This is a genomic window from Noviherbaspirillum sp. ST9 (genome assembly GCF_048799745.1).
Taxonomy (GTDB): Bacteria; Pseudomonadota; Gammaproteobacteria; order Burkholderiales; family Burkholderiaceae_D; genus Noviherbaspirillum.
Genome location: NZ_JBLWFR010000001.1, coordinates 409,784 through 427,049 on the forward strand (window position 1 = coordinate 409,784; position 17,266 = coordinate 427,049).

Annotated in this window: 18 protein-coding genes; 7 read left to right on the top strand and 11 right to left on the bottom strand. The window is 62.4% G+C overall.

The genetic code is table 11. From position 1 onward, the window contains the following. Complete coding sequence (locus tag ACNOHI_RS01965) at nt 1–558, top strand: nucleotidyltransferase family protein (protein WP_420472946.1); 558 nt, start codon at nt 1–3, stop codon at nt 556–558. Here the strand turns inward: ACNOHI_RS01965 and ACNOHI_RS01970 are convergent. Then, nucleotides 546–875 (bottom strand): hypothetical protein, encoded by a 330-nt coding sequence (locus ACNOHI_RS01970; RefSeq protein WP_420472947.1) that lies wholly within the window; start codon nt 873–875, stop codon nt 546–548. The genes ACNOHI_RS01965 and ACNOHI_RS01970 overlap by 13 nt on opposite strands. Before the next feature lie 361 nt (nt 876–1,236). On the opposite strand from ACNOHI_RS01970, the gene ACNOHI_RS01975 reads away from it, so the two are divergent. Beyond that, nucleotides 1,237–2,061, top strand: a complete 825-nt coding sequence (locus tag ACNOHI_RS01975) for a DUF72 domain-containing protein (RefSeq protein WP_420472948.1) — start codon at nt 1,237–1,239, stop codon at nt 2,059–2,061. Here ACNOHI_RS01975 and ACNOHI_RS01980 read toward each other — a convergent pair. The 6 genes from ACNOHI_RS01980 to ACNOHI_RS02005 all read right to left on the bottom strand — a co-directional run bounded on the left by ACNOHI_RS01980 (nt 1,958) and on the right by ACNOHI_RS02005 (nt 7,385). Further along, nucleotides 1,958–3,433, bottom strand: a complete 1,476-nt coding sequence (locus tag ACNOHI_RS01980) for a serine/threonine protein kinase (RefSeq protein ID WP_420472949.1) — start codon at nt 3,431–3,433, stop codon at nt 1,958–1,960. The two genes, ACNOHI_RS01975 and ACNOHI_RS01980, sit on opposite strands and share 104 nt — an antisense overlap. After that, the gene (locus tag ACNOHI_RS01985) at nt 3,430–4,173 is read right to left on the bottom strand and encodes a metallophosphoesterase family protein (RefSeq protein ID WP_420472950.1); all 744 of its coding nucleotides are present in this window, start codon (nt 4,171–4,173) and stop codon (nt 3,430–3,432) included. The genes ACNOHI_RS01980 and ACNOHI_RS01985 overlap by 4 nt, the downstream gene beginning before the upstream one ends. A gap of 95 nt (nt 4,174–4,268) precedes the next feature. Next, entirely contained in the window at nt 4,269–4,715 is a 447-nt protein-coding gene (locus ACNOHI_RS01990; protein WP_420472951.1) for a cyclic nucleotide-binding domain-containing protein, read from the bottom strand. A 54-nt stretch (nt 4,716–4,769) separates the two neighbouring features. Beyond that, nucleotides 4,770–5,477, bottom strand: coding sequence for a 7-cyano-7-deazaguanine synthase QueC (gene queC, locus ACNOHI_RS01995; RefSeq protein WP_420472952.1), 708 nt, complete (start codon nt 5,475–5,477; stop codon nt 4,770–4,772). A 55-nt stretch (nt 5,478–5,532) separates the two neighbouring features. Then, nucleotides 5,533–6,282 carry a DUF3108 domain-containing protein gene (locus ACNOHI_RS02000; RefSeq protein WP_420472953.1) on the bottom strand — a complete coding sequence of 250 codons (750 nt, stop codon included), beginning with the start codon at nt 6,280–6,282 and terminating at the stop codon, nt 5,533–5,535. Further along, nucleotides 6,279–7,385 carry a DUF3108 domain-containing protein gene (locus tag ACNOHI_RS02005; protein WP_420472954.1) on the bottom strand — a complete coding sequence of 369 codons (1,107 nt, stop codon included), beginning with the start codon at nt 7,383–7,385 and terminating at the stop codon, nt 6,279–6,281. Before ACNOHI_RS02005 ends, ACNOHI_RS02000 begins: the two co-directional genes overlap by 4 nt. A 219-nt stretch (nt 7,386–7,604) precedes the next feature. Between ACNOHI_RS02005 and ACNOHI_RS02010 the strand changes: the two genes are divergently transcribed. Further along, on the top strand, nt 7,605–8,309 hold the full coding sequence (locus ACNOHI_RS02010) for a PhaM family polyhydroxyalkanoate granule multifunctional regulatory protein (protein WP_420472955.1): 705 nt from the start codon (nt 7,605–7,607) through the stop codon (nt 8,307–8,309). Nucleotides 8,310–8,328: 19 nt separating this feature from the next. Here ACNOHI_RS02010 and ACNOHI_RS02015 read toward each other — a convergent pair whose 3' ends face one another. After that, nucleotides 8,329–9,573, bottom strand: coding sequence for an MFS transporter (locus tag ACNOHI_RS02015; protein WP_420472956.1), 1,245 nt, complete (start codon nt 9,571–9,573; stop codon nt 8,329–8,331). Between the two features lie 322 nt (nt 9,574–9,895). On the opposite strand from ACNOHI_RS02015, the gene ACNOHI_RS02020 reads away from it, so the two are divergent. Genes ACNOHI_RS02020 through ACNOHI_RS02030 form a run of 3 tightly spaced genes read left to right on the top strand, consistent with a single transcriptional unit; the run spans nt 9,896 to nt 12,380 of the window. Then, nucleotides 9,896–10,903, top strand: a complete 1,008-nt coding sequence (locus ACNOHI_RS02020; RefSeq protein ID WP_420472957.1) for a methionine ABC transporter ATP-binding protein — start codon at nt 9,896–9,898, stop codon at nt 10,901–10,903. Next, the gene (locus ACNOHI_RS02025) at nt 10,903–11,562 is read left to right on the top strand and encodes a methionine ABC transporter permease (protein ID WP_420472958.1); all 660 of its coding nucleotides are present in this window, start codon (nt 10,903–10,905) and stop codon (nt 11,560–11,562) included. The genes ACNOHI_RS02020 and ACNOHI_RS02025 overlap by 1 nt, the downstream gene beginning before the upstream one ends. 26 nt (nt 11,563–11,588) lie before the next feature. After that, nucleotides 11,589–12,380: a MetQ/NlpA family ABC transporter substrate-binding protein gene (locus ACNOHI_RS02030; protein ID WP_420472959.1), complete on the top strand. Its 792-nt coding sequence runs from the start codon at nt 11,589–11,591 to the stop codon at nt 12,378–12,380. 160 nt (nt 12,381–12,540) lie between these two features. Here ACNOHI_RS02030 and ACNOHI_RS02035 read toward each other — a convergent pair whose 3' ends face one another. After that, the gene (locus ACNOHI_RS02035) at nt 12,541–14,238 is read right to left on the bottom strand and encodes a methyl-accepting chemotaxis protein (protein ID WP_420472960.1); all 1,698 of its coding nucleotides are present in this window, start codon (nt 14,236–14,238) and stop codon (nt 12,541–12,543) included. A 44-nt stretch (nt 14,239–14,282) separates the two neighbouring features. Continuing rightward, the gene (locus ACNOHI_RS02040) at nt 14,283–14,744 is read right to left on the bottom strand and encodes a chemotaxis protein CheW (protein ID WP_420472961.1); all 462 of its coding nucleotides are present in this window, start codon (nt 14,742–14,744) and stop codon (nt 14,283–14,285) included. A 285-nt stretch (nt 14,745–15,029) separates the two neighbouring features. Between ACNOHI_RS02040 and ACNOHI_RS02045 the strand changes: the two genes are divergently transcribed. Next, nucleotides 15,030–15,965 carry a MerR family transcriptional regulator gene (locus tag ACNOHI_RS02045; RefSeq protein ID WP_420472962.1) on the top strand — a complete coding sequence of 312 codons (936 nt, stop codon included), beginning with the start codon at nt 15,030–15,032 and terminating at the stop codon, nt 15,963–15,965. Here ACNOHI_RS02045 and ACNOHI_RS02050 read toward each other — a convergent pair. Further along, on the bottom strand, nt 15,951–17,138 hold the full coding sequence (locus ACNOHI_RS02050; RefSeq protein WP_420472963.1) for an MFS transporter: 1,188 nt from the start codon (nt 17,136–17,138) through the stop codon (nt 15,951–15,953). The genes ACNOHI_RS02045 and ACNOHI_RS02050 overlap by 15 nt on opposite strands. Nucleotides 17,139–17,266 lie beyond the last annotated feature (128 nt).

The following is a 17,266-nucleotide window of genomic DNA, read 5'->3' on the forward strand; positions in this document are numbered from 1 at the left end:
ATGCATGAAGATTTGATACGCGACTGGATGGCGCAGGATCCGATGCGGATGCGCGCGCTGCATCTTGCGCGGGAGCTGGACCTGCCCGACTGGTGCCTCGCCGCCGGCTTTGTGCGCAACCTCGTCTGGGACAAGCTGCACGGCTTCGACATTCCTACACCGCTGGACGACATTGACCTGGTGTACTTCGACCCGCTGCATGCGCATCGCGAACACGACAGGCGGATCGAGCAGAAACTTGCAGAAGCCGATCCGAGCCTGCCCTGGTCAGTGCGTAACCAGGCGCGCATGCATGAACGCAACGGCGACGCGCCATACCAGTCGACATTGGATGCGATGAGCTACTGGGTGGAGCAGGAAACCGCCGTCGGCGTGCGCCTGGATGACAACGGGTGGATCGAGGTTGTATCGGCGTTTGGCCTCGACGGCCTGTTCTCCAGGCGCATTACCCCGAATCGCCGCAAGCGCAACAGCGCGACGGAATTCTCCGCGCGCCTGGCCAGGAAGAACTGGTTGTGGAGATGGCCCGACCTGAGCGTGGACGTTCAGGCAAGCTGATAACGCAAAGCAGACAGTTCGATGTGGGTAAGAATGACCGCGCTCTTGAGTTCGTAGTTCATCCCGTCGGAAGGATGGATCCGTCGCTGGGCCTGGTAGCTGATGCGCGCAAGGTCGTCGACCGTTTCGCGGACGCTGAGATCATCGTCGGATTCCAGCGCAAGGCGTGCCTCGCTCGAACGCTGTCCGAGCTGCTGCACATAGTCCCTGATTTCATCCGGCACATTGCCGTCGGTGTCGCATGCGCGCAGGGCGTGGTCGATCGTGCGGTCAATGAAACCGAGGCGTTGCTGGATTTCCTCACGTAGTACGTTCATGCGAGACTCCTCCTTGAACCGGGTGCAAGGGCGACTTATAGGCTCCGATGAAGTCTTGATGCAGGATGCAGTCAAGGTGGCGGACATCGTCTCAATTCGTCAGAGCAGACAGGTGATGCGTCGACAGCGAAGTTCCGTTTTCCTCCGGATGCACATGGGCGGCACATCCGTCTCCAGCAGTGCTGCGCTCCCCTTCGCAGGACGAACGCTGCGCTTCTATTCTGCGCCGCCTCGCGTCGCGGATCAATTCGCACTGCACAATGTCTAACCGACATGAAGCGCCGATGGAAATTGGTGCGATGCGCCATGCCGTGAAGCTGCGTTGGAGCAAGCAAGGCGGCGCATCGAAGGAGAGCGGGCAATGACTTCAGGCGGAGTGCGCGTGCATAACGAAGGAAACCTGGTCCATGTGGGATGCGCAGGCTGGAGCGTTCCTGGTGCGATGCACGATCAGTTCCCCGCTGCCGGATCGCATCTGGTGCGTTATGCATCGGTCCTTCCAGCGGTGGAAATCAATACCTCTTTTTATCGACCCCATCGTCCGGCGACGTATGAGCGATGGCGGGAATCCGTGCCGGAAGGGTTCCGGTTTTCGGCCAAGGTGCCCAAGGCGATCACGCACGAGGCGAGACTGCAGGGCGTCGACGAGGCGCTGGAAAAATTCATCGCGGAAGTGCGCCGTTTGGAACACAAGCTTGGATGCCTGCTTGTGCAATTGCCGCCCAGCCTGCAGTTCGACACGCAGGTTGCATGCCGGTTTTTCCGCGGCGTGAAGGCGCTTTGCGATGTACCCGTTGTCTGCGAGCCCCGTCACCTGACCTGGTTCACGCCGGCTGCCGCTGACGTGCTGTCAGGCATGGGCGTGGGCTATGTCGACGCCGATCCGCCTGTTGGTGTCATTCCGGGGGAGGCCGCCGGTTCGGAGGTCGTCTATCTGCGCATGCACGGCTCGCCGGTAATCTACCATTCCGCCTACCCGGAGGAAGTGATCCGGAAATTGCATGAACGGATCGAGCGCAGCGCCGACGCCGGCCGCCATATCTGGTGCATCTTTGACAACACGGCGAGCGGGGCGGCAATGCCTAACGCGTTGTCCCTGCTTGAGCGCCTTCACTTACCTCCGTTGGCGGCTTTACCGCCTGCAGGCTGGGCTGCGTCGTCCCGCCCGGTGTCTTCACCACAGTGACAGTGCAATCGGCCAATGCCACGACTTCGGAGGACACGCTGCCGAGATAGCGGCGGAAGGCAGAGCTGCCGCGCGAGCCGATCACGATATGGTCCACTGCGTTGACCTTGGCGTAGTCGATGATGGCTGTCGCCGCATCGGGCGCTTCGAGCACGTGGTAGGTGATCTTTTCCGGCGGAATATTCAGCGGCCTGGCCCAGTGTTTCAGTCCGACCAGGTGCTTGACGTGGATGTTGCGGCCTTCCTTGTCGACCAGTTCGTCCAGGCCGATGCGATTGGTTTTCTGCACCGTCACGCAGGCCAGGCGGGCGCCGGGTTCGGTCTGCAGCACGCGCCGCGCCGCTACGCGCAGCGATTCCGCCAGCGCTTCCGAGCCGTAGTTCAGGTCGATCGCCACCACGATGATGGGCGCGCGGGTGAGCTGCGTCGCCGCCGACTGCTGCGGCACGTATTCCATGCCGATGGAGCGGAACCAGCGACGGACCATCTTGAACATGCCTTCGCGCACGCGCTTCTCCGCGCGCGCCGTCAGCTTTACCTGGTCCGGATTCTGCAATTCCAGCGCAAGCTGTGCCGCGGTGTCGTGGCGCTTCGCCGGGTTGACCTCGAGGCAGCGCAGGATCAGTTCCTGCAGCCACTTCGGAATCTTTGGATTGATCGATCGGGGCGGAACCGGGTCGCGATAGAGGCGGCGGCGCAGTCCCGATACGGACGTCGGGAAACCGTAAGGACGTTCGCCCGTGGCGAGGTGGTACATCAGCACACCGAGCGCGAACAGGTCGCTGCGCGGATCGTTGCGGATGTGCAGCACCTGTTCCGGCGAGATGTACGGGCCGGTGCCCATCGGCAGGCGGAATTCCTCCGCCAGCAGGTCGGGCAGCTTGTCGTGCCGCGCCAGGCCGTAGTCGATGAGGATCGCCTCGCCGGTCTGGTGGAACATGATGTTGCTCGGCTTCAGGTCGAGGTGGATCACATGCTGGCGATGCAGGTCGTGCAGTGCGGTGGCGACGCGGATGCCGATGGACACGACTTCATCGATCGGCAGCGGTGCCTCGTCGAAGCGCGCGCGCAGCGACTTGCCGGCAATCTCTTCCATCACGATGTAAGGCTGGCCGGTGAAATCGCCCGAGGCAACGAAGTGCGGGACATGGATGCCGGTCAGCTTCGGCATGATCATCTGCTCGACCTCGAAGCCGACGATGGCGGCCGGATCGGTGTTGTCGCCGAGGATGGGGATTTTCATCAACAGCCGGGGATCGTCCGGCTTGCCGTCGATGCGAGTCACATGCCACAGCGTTGCCATCCCGCCCTTGTGCAGTTTCTCCTCGACGCGGAAGCCGTCGATGATCATGCCCGGCGTGAGGCGGCTCATCTTCCGTGCTCGAGGCGGTTGCCGATGCTCTGCGGCAGGCCGGCCGCGCGGATCTTGGCGGCGGCCGATTCGTAATCGTAGGGAACGCGGAAGTAGACCAGTTCATTGGTCGTATCGTCGAACAGCGCATAGCAGGCGGCCGGATTGCCGTCACGCGGCTGGCCGACCGAACCCGGCAGCACCAGCCAGCGGCGCTGTGTGCCGAGCGGAATGCTGCTGTCGCCGGTCGGCACGAAGGACGACACCTTGCCGGTAGGAGACAGGTTATAGAGCGCTGGCTCATGTACGTGACCAACGAAGGTGATGCGGGCGCGCGTGGCGTGCATGCTTTTCACTGCTTCGAGCGTGCCCGTGATGTATTCCCAGCTTTTCGGTTCGGCGGCGGTCGCATGCACGAACAGCAGGTTGTTGTGCTCCTGCGTCAGGGGAAGCTTGTCGAGGAACTGGAGCTGCTGTTCATTGAGCTGCGCGCGCGTCCATTCGACGACCTCGCGCGCCTGCGGATTCATGTGCTTGGACGCGGCCTGCGTGACGGCGACGTCATGGTTGCCCTGGACGGCGAATGCGCCGCGCCCGACATAGTCCATGACGGTATCCACGACCCAGGCCGGGTCGGCGCCATAGCCGACGAGGTCGCCCAGGAAGGCAAAGCGCTGTGCATTGCGCTCCTTGGCATGGGCGAGGCAGGCGGTCAGCGCCTCGCGGTTGGCATGGATATCGGTGAGGATGGCGATCAACATGGATGGGCGTTTCCGGTGGGGATGTTATTTTGGCAAGCGGAGTGTCTCTGACTGACATCCTACTCCTGCTACCTTTAGGTTTACTTACAGCGGGCTTATCCCAGCGTCAGGAGATCGTTGGCGTAGCGCAGCCTTTGCGAGAGCAGGCGGGCAATGTTGCGGAACAGCTTGGAGGAGATGTCCGGAAACCGGACGATCTGGTCGCCGTCGAGTCGCAACAGGCGGCAGTGCGTCACCGCCTTGACCGAGGCGGAACGGCTGCGGCATTCGATCAGCGACATCTCGCCGAAACACTCGCCCGGACCGAGTTCCTTGATGAGTTTCTGCACACCTGCCGAGCGCTTGTAGATCGCCATCTTGCCGGACAGGACGATGAACAGGTGGTTGTCCTGTTCGCCCTCCCGGATCGGGTAGTCGCCGCTGCGGCACTCCACGAGTTCTGCATCTGCGAGCAGGCGTTCCAGTTCCGGCTGGTTCAGTTCGTGGAACAGGTCAAGCCGGAGCAGGAGCTGGTAGGTCTCTGGCTCGCAATGGACGGACATGGTTGGCTTTCGATGTTGGCTAGCTGAAAGGGTAGAGCCGATCAGTGCGACTGTCTATGCCGGATCCGCCACAAACTGGCGGTAGCCGCGCGCCCGCAGTTCGCAAGCCGGACACTTGCCGCAGCCATAGCCCCAGTCGTGCAGCTCTCCCCGTTCGCCGAGGTAGCAGGTGTGCGTGTCTGCGCGGATCAGGTCGACCAGTGCCGTGCCGCCGAGATCCTGCGCCAGGCGCCAGGTCGCGGCCTTGTCGATCCACATCAGTGGCGTTTCGAGCTTGAGCCGGGTCGCCATGCCGAGGTTGAGCGCCACTTGCAGCGCCTTCATCGTGTCATCACGGCAGTCGGGATAGCCGGAGAAGTCGGTCTCGCACATGCCGCCGACGAGCACGTCCAGTCCGCGGCGATAGGCGACCGTCGCTGCCACCGTCATGAACAGCAGGTTGCGGCCGGGGACGAACGTGTTCGGCAGGCCGTTCGCTTGCATCGCGATTTCGACGTCGGCGGTCAATGCGGTGTCGGAGATCTTGCCCAGCAGCGACAGGTCGACCATGTGGTCTTCGCCGAGGCGGGCGTTCCATTCCGGCGACAGTGCGCGCATCTTCTGCAGCAGCGCCGGCCGCACGCTCAATTCAATCGCATGGCGCTGGCCGTAGTCGAAGCCGATGGTCTCGACCTTGCCATAGCGCGCGAGCGCCCAGGCGAGGCAGGTCGTGGAGTCCTGGCCTCCGCTGAAGAGGACCAGTGCGCCGTGAGGGAGTGTCATGCTTGTTCCATTGGAAGAGATTGGATGCCGGCCATTGTAGCGCCGCCGGCGTGCGTCAAGGCGTCTTCCGGCTGATCGCCCGCAGCGTCTGCTCGATATAGTCGCCGTCGTCCTCGCTGTAGCGGACACGCACCGGATACCATTCGAGCGTAGGCGCCAGCCAGATGTCGATGTGATGCTCCTTCGAATCGGCCAGCGGAGCACGCGTCACATGCAGCGCGTTGACTTCTCCCAGCGCCGTGCGGATCTTTTCCTGTTTGACCACATTGAACGTCCAGGGCTCGGCATCCCGCACGCCGGCAACGAAGAACTTCCAGCTCGCACCCGGCTTGGCCTTCGCGGCCGCCGCGCGGGCCACCGCCACCAGCTCCCAGATGACACTGTTGCGGTCCTGTTCGCCGCCGCGAATGGGATAGGTCTGTTCCGAATTCGTGAAGCGGATCGTTCCTGCCGCACGGTCAAAGGTGGTCGTGGCGGTCCCTTTGCGGAATCGTTTCTCCGTGAAGCTGGCAGGCGCCAGTCCGAAGCCATCGACCTCGCCCTCGCTGCGCGCGTCCAGGATTTTTCCGATAATCACCGCGCTCGCCTCATTGGTGGCGCTGAACCGGTTGGACTCGACGGACCAGCGCATCAATGCTTCGCCTTCCAGCGGGATACCTTTCTGCCTGGCCTTGATCGCATAGGAAAGCTCGGCGGATGGCGGAAAGCTGGTTTTGTACTTGACCTGCGCCGTCTCAGCGGCCGAAGCGTGGGCCAGCAGGCCGCAGAGGAGGGTGGCAAGCGGCAGTCTGAAGGACGTGCTCATTCATTTCCTGACGAAGAATGCACGCTGGCCGGCGGTTTCAGTTCCGTCAGCAGCATGTCGAGGTAGTCCCCTTTTGCATAGGTAAAGAGCACCCTGGCCGGGTACCACTCATGCCCCGGCGCCAGCCAGATGTCGATCTTCTGATCGTAGGAGCCGGGCTTGGGGGCGCGCACGACATGCCAGGCAGCGATCTTGCCGAACGGCGTGTCGATGTCTTCCTGGCCGACCACGTCGATGCGCCAGGTTTCCGCGTTGCGTGCACCCGCGACCATGATGTCGAATGCTGTGCCGGGGATGAACTGCCCGGGGTCGCCGCGCCCGATGCCGGCAAGTTGCCACATGATGCTGGCCCGGTCCTGCTCGCCACCGTTATAGGGATAGACGGCCTGCGAGGCGGAGAAGCTGATCGTCTTGTTCTCGTGCTGGAAGTGCGTGTTCGTCATCGCCTTGCGCCACGGCTTTTCGCTATAAAGCGTCGGTGCGATGCCGGAAGCGTTGATCGCGCCTTCGCTGCGGAAATTCAGGACGGTGATCTTGAACAGGACCGTGATGCTGGCCTCGCCGGTAATCACATAACTGGCGGCATCCGCGTTCCAGTGAAACACGCCGGAACCGTGCCATTGCTGGCCTTCCCGGAATGCGCGCACCTCGTAGTTCAGTTCGGCGGATGGCGGCAGCGCGAACTTGTACGTGCCCGTCGTCTCGGCAGCCTGCTGAGGCTCAACAGGGGCTGGTGGCTCGACAGTTTCTACAGGTGCTTCCTCAAGAGGCGGTGGCACGGGTTCGGCCGTTGCCTGACCCATGGCGACCGCTTCGGCAACAGGAGGCGGGGCGGCAGGGCGCGGCTTCGGTTTGCGTTTCGGCTTCGCCGCGACGGGCGGGGGAGTTTTGGGTGCGGCCACTGGCGGCGGGAGCAGTTCCGTAGCGACCAACTCCGGCTTTTCCTCGTGTATGGCGGGGAGCGCAATCCGTCCGCTTGCCCAGTTGAACAGGAAAAGGTGCCACAACAGCGATGCCAGCAGCGCAGCCGGCAGCAGGATCCGGCGGACGGATTGCTTCGGGACTGACGGCGGGGAGTGTGCTGGCGGGGGAGTGCGAACCATCCCGCTAGTGTAACAACGTCTCTCGCCCCGCACCGTGACGAGATACAAAGTTTCGTGGCGGTAACACGACGAAAAGCCGCCGCGGCGAGCGGTTTGCAGATACGTGATCTGAAGCAGGGCCGCCGGAACGCAAACGCGCTAAGATCGGAACCTTTAACATTATGTTCACTCAGCTAATCTGATGATAGGCTGCCGATAATTTTCCAACGGAGGGTAACGATGATTAAGCCGAATATACCGAACATGCCGAACATCCCCGGGATGGGAGCGATGACGGATACGCTTGATTTCGTCAAGAACCTGTGGGGCAGCATGGGCCTGCCGGGCATGAATGTCCCCGGGATGCAGGGCATGAACGTGCCCGGCATGGTGATGCCGACCCTCTCCGTGGACGAGATCAACAAGCGGATCTCCGAGCTGAAGGCGGTCGAGTCCTGGCTCAGCCTGAACATGGGCATGCTGCGCGGTACCATCCAGGCGCTGGAAGTGCAGGCCGCGACGATCTCGACGCTGCAAACGATGGGCGAGCGCTTCAGCGCGACCATGAATCCCGCTTCGGCACAAGAGAGCAGTCCGACCGCAGGCGCGGCACCCAATGGTGCGAGATCGTCCAATGGCGCGGATGGCGGCATCAGTGCCGAACGCGAGCACGATCCGGCACCCGAACCCACCAAGAAGGATGAGCAGGACGCCGCCAGCCTGACCGCCCCGCTCGTCAATGCCGCTGCCTGGTGGAACATGCTGCAGGACCAGTTCAAACAGGCGGTCAATACGGCGATGACCGAGACCCAGGCGGTTGCAGCCGCGGCGACTGCCCCCATCACGGAAAAGCCGAAGGCCAAGGCGAGCGCCAAGCCGAAAGCCGCTTCGTCGACTGCTTCCTCATCGTCGACGACGACGCGCAAGCGCAAGACTACGAAGTAATCCCGACGGCAGGCCCGCCTCAGCCGTGCGGCCTGCTCCCCTCCGCAGACTGGGACACCATGAGGTGTCCCGCCATCCACAGGGCCACCAGTCCGCAGCCCACCGCAAAATACCCCACGACGTTGTAGTGCTCGATCTGTCCGGCCGGCGTACGCGTGATGACGAGGCCCGCGACCAGCGACGCCAGGCCGGATCCAAGCATCTGCACCGAGGACCCGAGGCTCATGAAGGTGCCTCGCACGTGCAGCGGCGCCACCGCCGTCACCATCGCCATGCCGGGAATCATCCGCCCGGAAACGAGGATGAAGAACGCGGTCGAGTTGATCAGCACCAGCCACCAGGGCACCGGCACGAGGTGCGTGGTCACCAGGATCGGCGCAAAGGACAGGACGGCAATCCAGCGGAACACGCGCAGCTTGCCGTGCGTGTCCGCCAGTTTGCCGATGATGCGCGAGGTCAACAGCGTGGCTGTACCCCCCACAAGGTAGATCAGGGTAATGAAGCTGGCCGTCATCCCGACGTTGGACGTGTAGTACAGCGCGATATAGGGAATCACGCTGAAGTTCATCATCAGCAGTCCGACGAAGAAGAAGGCTTTCAGGTGTTCCGGCTCCCTCGCGACGGCGTGGATCTGCTGGAATACGTTGCCGGTTCGCTCCCGGGAGAGGTGCGCGGTCAGCGTCGGCAGATGGCGGTAGCCGAGGGCGAGGATGAGGCAGGACACGAGCACGATGAAAAAGAATGGCGCGCGCCAGCCAAGCTGCTGGATGTGCTCCGCGAGAAAGAGTCCGAGCGGCACCCCGGCCACCGTCGACACGGAAAACGCCGCCATGACCGTGCCCATGGCCTGGCCGCGCCGCTCGAAGGGGATGACGTCGGCGATCATGGTCTGCACCATCGCCCCCAGCACCCCGCCGAATGCGCCAGCCATCGCACGTGCGAGCAGCAGCGTGAGGTAATTCGGCGCAATCGCGCAGAACAAGGTGGCAAGGATGAACAGTACGTACAGCGCCAGCATCAGCTTCCGGCGGTCGAAACGGTCGACATAGGTCGCGGCCAGCAGGCCCGAGGCGGCGGCCGTAAACGTGTAGGACGAAAGCAGCAGGCCGAATTCATGCGTGTCGATGCGCAACACCCGGATCAGCTCCGGACCGAGCGGCATCATGATCATGAAGTCGAGGATGTGCGTGAACTGGATACCGGCCAGGGCGAGAAGGAACAGCTTTTCGCTTTTCTGTTCGCGCGGGCTGCGTGGCTGATTCAACAATGAGGTTTGCAAGGTCGGGGTCACTGGAGGGTGGGGTGCTGTGCACCTGTGCTGCCGGCGCATGCGTGGCCGTTATCTTAACGCCAAGAAGGAAAGCGTGCGGAGCGCCGCTTCGCGCATGCACGATCTTTTGCGGCAAGGCGATCGCACCGATATTTGTTCGGGCGAATCGCGGATTTTTGCCGGAAAGGCGGCTTTTTCCCAAAGTGCCAATAAGCAAATGAGAAATGCTTCGTTCCTGATTCATGTTGATTTCGCTAATCTTCCGACCTTTCATGCAAGGTCGCCGCCAGGGCGAGCCGGAACAGCAAGTACAAACGTGATTCACATCGAACAGCTTCACAAGGATTACCGGGTAGGCAGTCGCACGGTCAGTGCGCTCAACAACGTCAATCTCCACATCCCCAGAGGGAAAATCTTCGGCATCATCGGCCGCTCGGGCGCGGGCAAAAGCACGCTCCTGCGCACCTTCAATCTCCTCGAGCGTCCCACGCGCGGCGCCGTGCGCATCAACGGCGCCGACATTACGACGCTCGGCAAGGCGGAACTCGACCGCATGCGCCAGCAGATCGGCATGGTCTTCCAGAACTTCAGCCTGCTGTCGGCCAAGACGGTGGGGGCGAATGTGGAATTCCCGCTCAAGCTTGCCGGCGGTCACAGCAAAGAAGAACGCAACCGGCGCGTGGATGAACTGCTGGAACTCGTCGGCCTGAGCGAACACAAGGACAAGTATCCGGCCCAGCTCTCGGGCGGACAGAAGCAGCGGGTCGGCATTGCCCGCGCCATTGCCAATGCGCCGCAATTGCTGCTGTGCGACGAGGCGACCTCGGCACTTGATCCGGAGACCACCCAGTCCATTCTCGCGCTGCTGGCGGAAATCAATCAGCGCCTGGGGCTCACTATCGTGCTGATTACGCACGAGATGCAAGTCATCCGCAGCATCTGCGACAACGTGGCCGTCATCGAGGCGGGCGAAATCGTCGAGACCGGCCCGGTCGCCGACGTGTTCCTGCATCCTCGTCACGCCGTCACGCGCCGCCTCGTCGCCGAATATACACATGACGACTTCGACCTTGCGGGCGGAGGCGCCGCCAGCGGCCGTCGCCTGCGACTGACTTACACCGGCGAGGCGGCTTACCAGCCGATCCTGACCCGCGTCGTCGAACAGACGCGGGCGCAAATCACCATCCTGCAAGGAGCGGTGTCGCGCATCAAGGACAAGCCCTACGGGCAGTTGCTGGTGGAAATCGGCGGCGCCGACGAGGAAGCCGCTGCGGTGCTGGACCTGTTCCGGCGGCTTGACGTGCATTGCGAGGTGATCAACTGATGGATTTCTCGAATATCGACTGGGCCGACATCGGCCAGGCCACCATCGACACGCTGACCATGACCGGCGTGTCCCTGGTCTTCACCGTTCTTCTCGGGCTGCCGCTGGGCGTCCTGCTGTTCCTGACCGCACGCGGCCAGTTGCTCGAGCAGCGCGGCATCTACGCCGTGCTCTCCCTGATCGTGAACGTCTTGCGTTCGCTGCCGTTCATCATCCTGCTGATCGTCATGATCCCGGTGACGCTGGTCCTGGTGGGGACGTCGCTGGGCGTCGAGGGAACCATCCCGCCGCTGGTCGTCGGCACCACGCCCTTCTTCGCACGACTGGTCGAGAACGTCCTGCGCGAGGTGGACCGCGGCGTCATCGAGGCCTGCAAGGCGATGGGCGCGAAGACGCACCAAATCGTGATCAGCGCGCTGCTGCCGGAAGCACTTCCGGGCCTGCTCGCCGCCGCCACGGTCACCACCATCGCGCTGGTGTCGTATGCGGCCATGTCCGGCGTCGTCGGTGGCGGAGGCCTGGGCGACCTCGCATTGCGTTACGGCTACCAGCGTTTCCAGACGGACGTCATGATCGTCACCGTGTTCATTCTTGTCGTGCTTGTGCAGTTGCTGCAATACGCCGGCGACTGGCTGGTACGCCGTTTCACCCGCAGGTAATTTTGCTCATCTTTTCAGGAGTGGTTATGCGTTTCAAATTTGCATTGCTGTTTGCCGCGACCGTCGGCTTTGTCCTGCCGGTCGCCTCCCATGCCGCCGACAAGCTCGTCATTGCGGCCACACCGGTTCCGCACGCAGAGATCCTCGAATTCATCAAGCCGCAACTCGCCAAGGATGGCGTGGATCTCCAGGTCAAGGTCTTCACCGACTACGTCCAGCCGGCGGTACAGGTGAACGAAAAGCGACTGGACGGCAATTTCTTCCTGCACCAGCCTTATCTCGACGAATTCAAGAAGGGCCACAAGAACGACATCGAAGTGCCCGTGGCAAAGGTGCATGTGGAACCGTTCGCCGCATACTCATCCAAGTACAAGAAGATCGCCGACCTGCCGGACGGCGCGACGGTCGCCATTCCCAATGACCCGTCCAATTCCGGCCGTGCACTCCTGCTGCTGCAGCGCCAGGGCCTCCTCAAGCTGAAGGATGCCAACAGCATTTCGGCGACCAAGAAGGATATCGTGGCCAACCCGAAGAACCTGAAGTTCCGGGAACTGGAAGCCGCCACGCTGCCGCGCGTGCTCAACCAGGTCGACCTGGCGCTGATCAACACCAATTACGCGCTGGAAGCGAAGCTCAATCCGGTGAAGGATTCGCTGTTCATCGAGGATGGCAACTCTCCGTATGCCAACCTGCTGGTCGCGCGTGAGGACAACAAGGACAACGCCGCCATCAAGAAGCTTTCCGCGGCATTGAATTCGCCGGAAGTGAAGAAGTTCATCCAGGAGAAGTACAAGGGGGCTGTGGTGCCGGCGTTCTAATCGCGCGGATCTGCTTTTGGCGCAGTGCGTCGATGGCCGAGAAAGAAAAGGGCTGCGGCGCCAGGCATGACCGGTTGGGAGGGGGAATGCCGGTCCTGTCTTGCCGGGAATCTGGCCCGGCCAGCGCCGCAGCAGCAAAGGGGTGAGCGTGAAGTTGCGGTCAGATGCGTTCAAGCTGGATCTGACGCGAACCAATCAGGGCGCGTGGCCTGGTAGTTGTGCCAGGAAGCCTGGATCGCACAGGGACTGCTGCGCCTTGGACCGAAACAACGGCGATCGAAGCGTTCGGCGCGGCCCTCTCATCCGGATGGAGCTTGAAAACGCTTACCGCGTCTTTCAGTGCCGCCGCCTGTCCCTGCAGCGCTTCCGCTGCGGCCGCCGCCTCCTCGACGAGCGAGGCGTTCTGTTGCGTGACTTCATCCATCTGCACGATGGCCTGGTTGATCTGGTGAATGCCGGCGGTCTGCTCCTGGCTGGCCGAGCTGATTTCGCCCATGATGCCGGTGACGCGCTTGACGCTGGCGACTACTTCATCCATGGTCGTTCCGGCCTCGTCGACCAGACGCGCACCGGCGTCCACTTTTTCCACCGAATCACCGATCAATGCCTTGATCTCCCTGGCAGCTCCGGCGGAGCGTTGCGCCAGGTTGCGGACCTCGGCCGCAACGACGGCGAAACCCCGGCCCTGTTCTCCTGCGCGCGCGGCTTCGACAGCGGCATTGAGCGCGAGGATGTTGGTCTGGAATGCAATGCCGTCAATGACGCCGATGATGTCGGCAATTTTGCTGGCCGATGCGTTGATCTCGCCCATGGTGTCGACGACCTGGGACACGACGGCACCGCCCTTGAGCGCGATATCGGCCGCAGTCATGGCGAGCTGATTTGCCTGCACGGCGTTGCCGGCGTTCTGCTTGACGGTGGACGTCATCTCTTCCATGGATGAGGCGGTTTCTTCGAGAGAGCTTGCCTGCTGTTCGGTGCGCGAGGAGAGATCAAGGTTGCCGCTCGCAATCTGCGCCGACGCGGAAGCGATCGTATCGGCCCCCGTCCGCACGCCAGCGACAATGCGCGCGAGGCTGTGGTTCATTTCCGCGAGCGCCTTGAGCAGTGTCGCGGTTTCGTCGCGGCCGTCGGCTTCGATCCTGCTGGTAAGGTCGCCAGCCGCCACCGTCTGCGCGACGCGCACCGCATTGTCGAGCGGACGCGTGATCGACACCGTGATCAGCCAGGCGCAGGCGATGCCCGTTAGCACGGCGACTGCGCCGAAGACGATCATCTGCATGCGCGCCGCCGCATAGACTTCTTCAGCGTCCCGCGTCGCTGCCTGATTCAGCTTGTCTTCCTGCTCGATCAGTTCATTCAGGTCAGCTATCCACTTCTGCTGGAGCGGACGGATTTCCCGGATGAGCACGCGGGTCGCCTCATCGGTCTTGTTCGACAGGCCGAGTTCCGTTGCCTTGGCAATGAGCGGCTGCACAGCAGTGTCCGTCTCGCGAAGCTTTGCAAGGATGGCCATTTCCTCTCCTCGGGCGCCATGTTGCGAAATCAGGCTGGCGAGTTTTCGCTCGGCGTCGGCGTAACGCATGGCCTGGGTCTTGATGCGCTCCACCTCGGGCCGCATTTCGGATTCTTCGGTCAACAGCGCAATGTTGCGCAAGGCAATCATCCTGTCCGACACGGAAAACTGCATGGCGGCGGCGAGCTCGGCCTGGACGTTGTTATTGCCGATGGCGTGCAGATCCTCTTGTATATGGGCCATGCGGGAAAGACCGAGCACAGTTACAAACGTCAGCATGGCCAGGATCAATGCGAAGGCGGCGCCGAGGCGGACACCGATACTCAGGTCGTTGATTTTCATGTTCCGCTCCCATTTGAAGTTATTTCTTGTCGTGCGATGAAGGTTCATGCGCAATGCAGGCCCGCGTCGGCCAGCATCCGGTCCATGTCGACAAGCGTGATCGTGCGGCGTCCGACGGCGCAGGAGCCCATCACATGTTCTGCCCTGACGTTGCGCCCAAGGTCCTGTGCCGGGCGGATCTGCTCGGGGGAGAGCGAGACGACGTCGGATATGCCATCGACCACGACGCCGACCGTATTTCCCGCGATCGTCAGGACAACGACGACGACAACGTCACCGGATGCGGGCTGCGCGAATCCAAGCAGGATGCGGATGTCGACGACGGGTACTGCGGAGCCTTGCAGCTCGATCATGCCCTTGACGAAACCGGCTGACCTGGCGGGTGCGGTGACATTGCTATAACCCCTGATCTCCCGGACTGTGTGGATGCCCACCGCGTATTCCTCCTTGCCCGCCGAGACGGTCAATGCCTCGATCCGGTTGATGCTTCGATCTTTGCTGTTCATGCTGCCTCCCGAGAATGACGGTCTGTGGTTGCGCCAGGGCACGGCGCTTGTCGGCTCGAGGGCGTGGAACCGGTCTGATGGGCGATTTGTCCGGGACGTAACTGCTTCGAGAGTGTCCGGCATCGCACAATGCCTGGCTTTACTCCCGTTTTGTCTTGGACAAATATTTCACCGAGGCTATTTTTGTCCTAATTATTCTCTTTGTCAATGTGTTGTCTTGGACAAATTGCGGGTTTACAATTGCGGCTACCCGGAAATAAATTGGCGCAAGCGCCGAAATTACCCATGCAAATCACATTGAGCATTGGCTCCGTCGAGCGGGAGACGGGACTGACCAAGGACACTTTGCGTGTCTGGGAGCGCCGCTACGGTTTTCCCCAGCCGGGGCGAGACGACACCGGCGAGCGGGCGTACACGATCGAGCAGGTGGACAAACTTCGCCTCCTCAAGCGTCTGCTGGACCGCGGCCACCGGCCGGGAAAGATCATCGCCCACGACATCGAGACCTTGCGCCGTCTCGCCGAAGAGACGCCGGCCAGCGCGGGCGTGGCCGATGACGGCGTCGAGGATCGCCAGGACCTGCTGCACTACATCGCGCTATGCAAGGCCTACCGTTTCGACGAGATGCGCCGGGCACTGTCGCAGGACCTGCTGCGCCTGGGGATGTACCGGTTTGTCGTCGATGTGATTGCACCAATGAATACGCTGGTGGGCGTGCGTTGGGCGAGTGGATACTTTTCCGTCTTCGAGGAGCACCTGTATACCGAATCGATCCAGGTCCTCATGCGCAATGCAATCGCTTCCATCCCCTTGCCATCGCCCGACGCGGTACCGCGCCCGCGCGTACTCCTGACAACCTTCCCGCAGGAACAGCACGGACTCGGCCTGCTCATGGCGGAAGCGATCTTTGCGCTGGAAGGCGCGCGATGCATTTCGCTGGGCGTGCAGACGCCGATCGAGGAGATCGTGAAGGCGGCGGAATCACAGAAAGCGGATATCGTGGCGCTGTCGTTTGCGGCCTCCATGAATGGCAACCAGATGGCGGAAGGCGTGCGTGACCTGCGCGCGCGGCTGCCGGACGCGATCGAGATCTGGGCCGGCGGCGCGTGTGCGGCACTTCATCGGCGGCCGCCGCCGGAGTTGCGCGTGCTGGAACTATCCGAGATCCGGCCTGCGCTGGGCGACTGGCGGAGCCGGCTGGAACCGTCAGGCTCGGCGTAGCGACAATAGCCCGATTGCAAGGACGGCGAAAACGGCGCCGGCCCCGAAGGTCGCCTGCGCGCCCAAGGTATCCCACAGCACGCCGGCGATCATGCTTGCTGCCAGCATCGCCAGTCCGCTCGCCAGATTGAACAGACCGAAGGCGGTTCCCCGCAAATGTGCCGGCGCCGTATCGGCCACCATCGCGGACAGCAAACCCTGCGTGGCCGCCATGTGTATTCCCCAGAACACCAGTCCGGCAGCGGACCAGGCCAGTTGCCCGCTGTGGGCGAGCAACAGGTCCGCGATCACAAGCGGCACGATACCGGCCGCGAGCAAGCTGCGATGGTTCATCGTATCGGCCAACTTGCCCAGCGGGTAGGCGCATGCCGAATACACGACATTCATCAGCACCAGAACCAGCGGTGCAAGCGCCAACGGAAGGCCGCCCTGTTGGGCGCGCAGCACGAGGAAGGCTTCGGAAAAACGGGCGAGCGTCAGCACCGCGCCGGCAGCCACTATCCACCAGTACGCGGCAGGCAATTCCCCGAGGGCCGCGCGCGAAATCGGAAAGGTGGCGCGCGCTGGCCTGGCTGCCCGTTCCGGTTCGCACACACCGGCAATCAGCAGGAAAACCGCGAGCAGGCCGGGGATGACGGCCACCCAGAACACCGCGCGAAAATCGTTGGACCACAGCAGCATCAGCCCCATGGCAACGAGCGGGCCGACAAAAGCGCCCACCGTGTCGAGCGATTGCCGCAGGCCAAACGCCGCGCCGCGCACGGACGGATCGGTTACGTCGGCAATCAGGGCGTCCCTTGGCGCACCGCGGATGCCCTTACCGATGCGGTCGGCAAACCGCGCCCCCAGGACCCAGCCCGCCCCGGTCGCCATCGCGAAAAACGGTTTGGTCAGCGCGCCCAGACCGTAACCGATCACCGCCAGCCATTTCCTTTTGCCAACCCAGTCGCTGATCACGCCGGAGAACACCTTGGTGATGAGTGCGGTCGCCTCCGCAATGCCTTCGATAATCCCTACCGTCGTGGCACTTGTTCCAAGAACAACGGTCATAAAAACCGGCAGCAGGCTGTGGATCATTTCTGACGAGATATCCATCAACAGGCTGACAAAGCCGAGGACCCAGACAGTCAGGGGGATCTCGGCCGAAACTGGTCGTGCATCGTTGTTTTTCATGTTCTTTGCGCGAAGTGGGCGCTTAATGCCCGTTGGATCCAATTTACCAAATGTATCGCGGCCGGGGCCCGATCAAACGCCAACTATTCGGGAATTTCCGATTTTCTTGGTAGAATCAACGACTTATT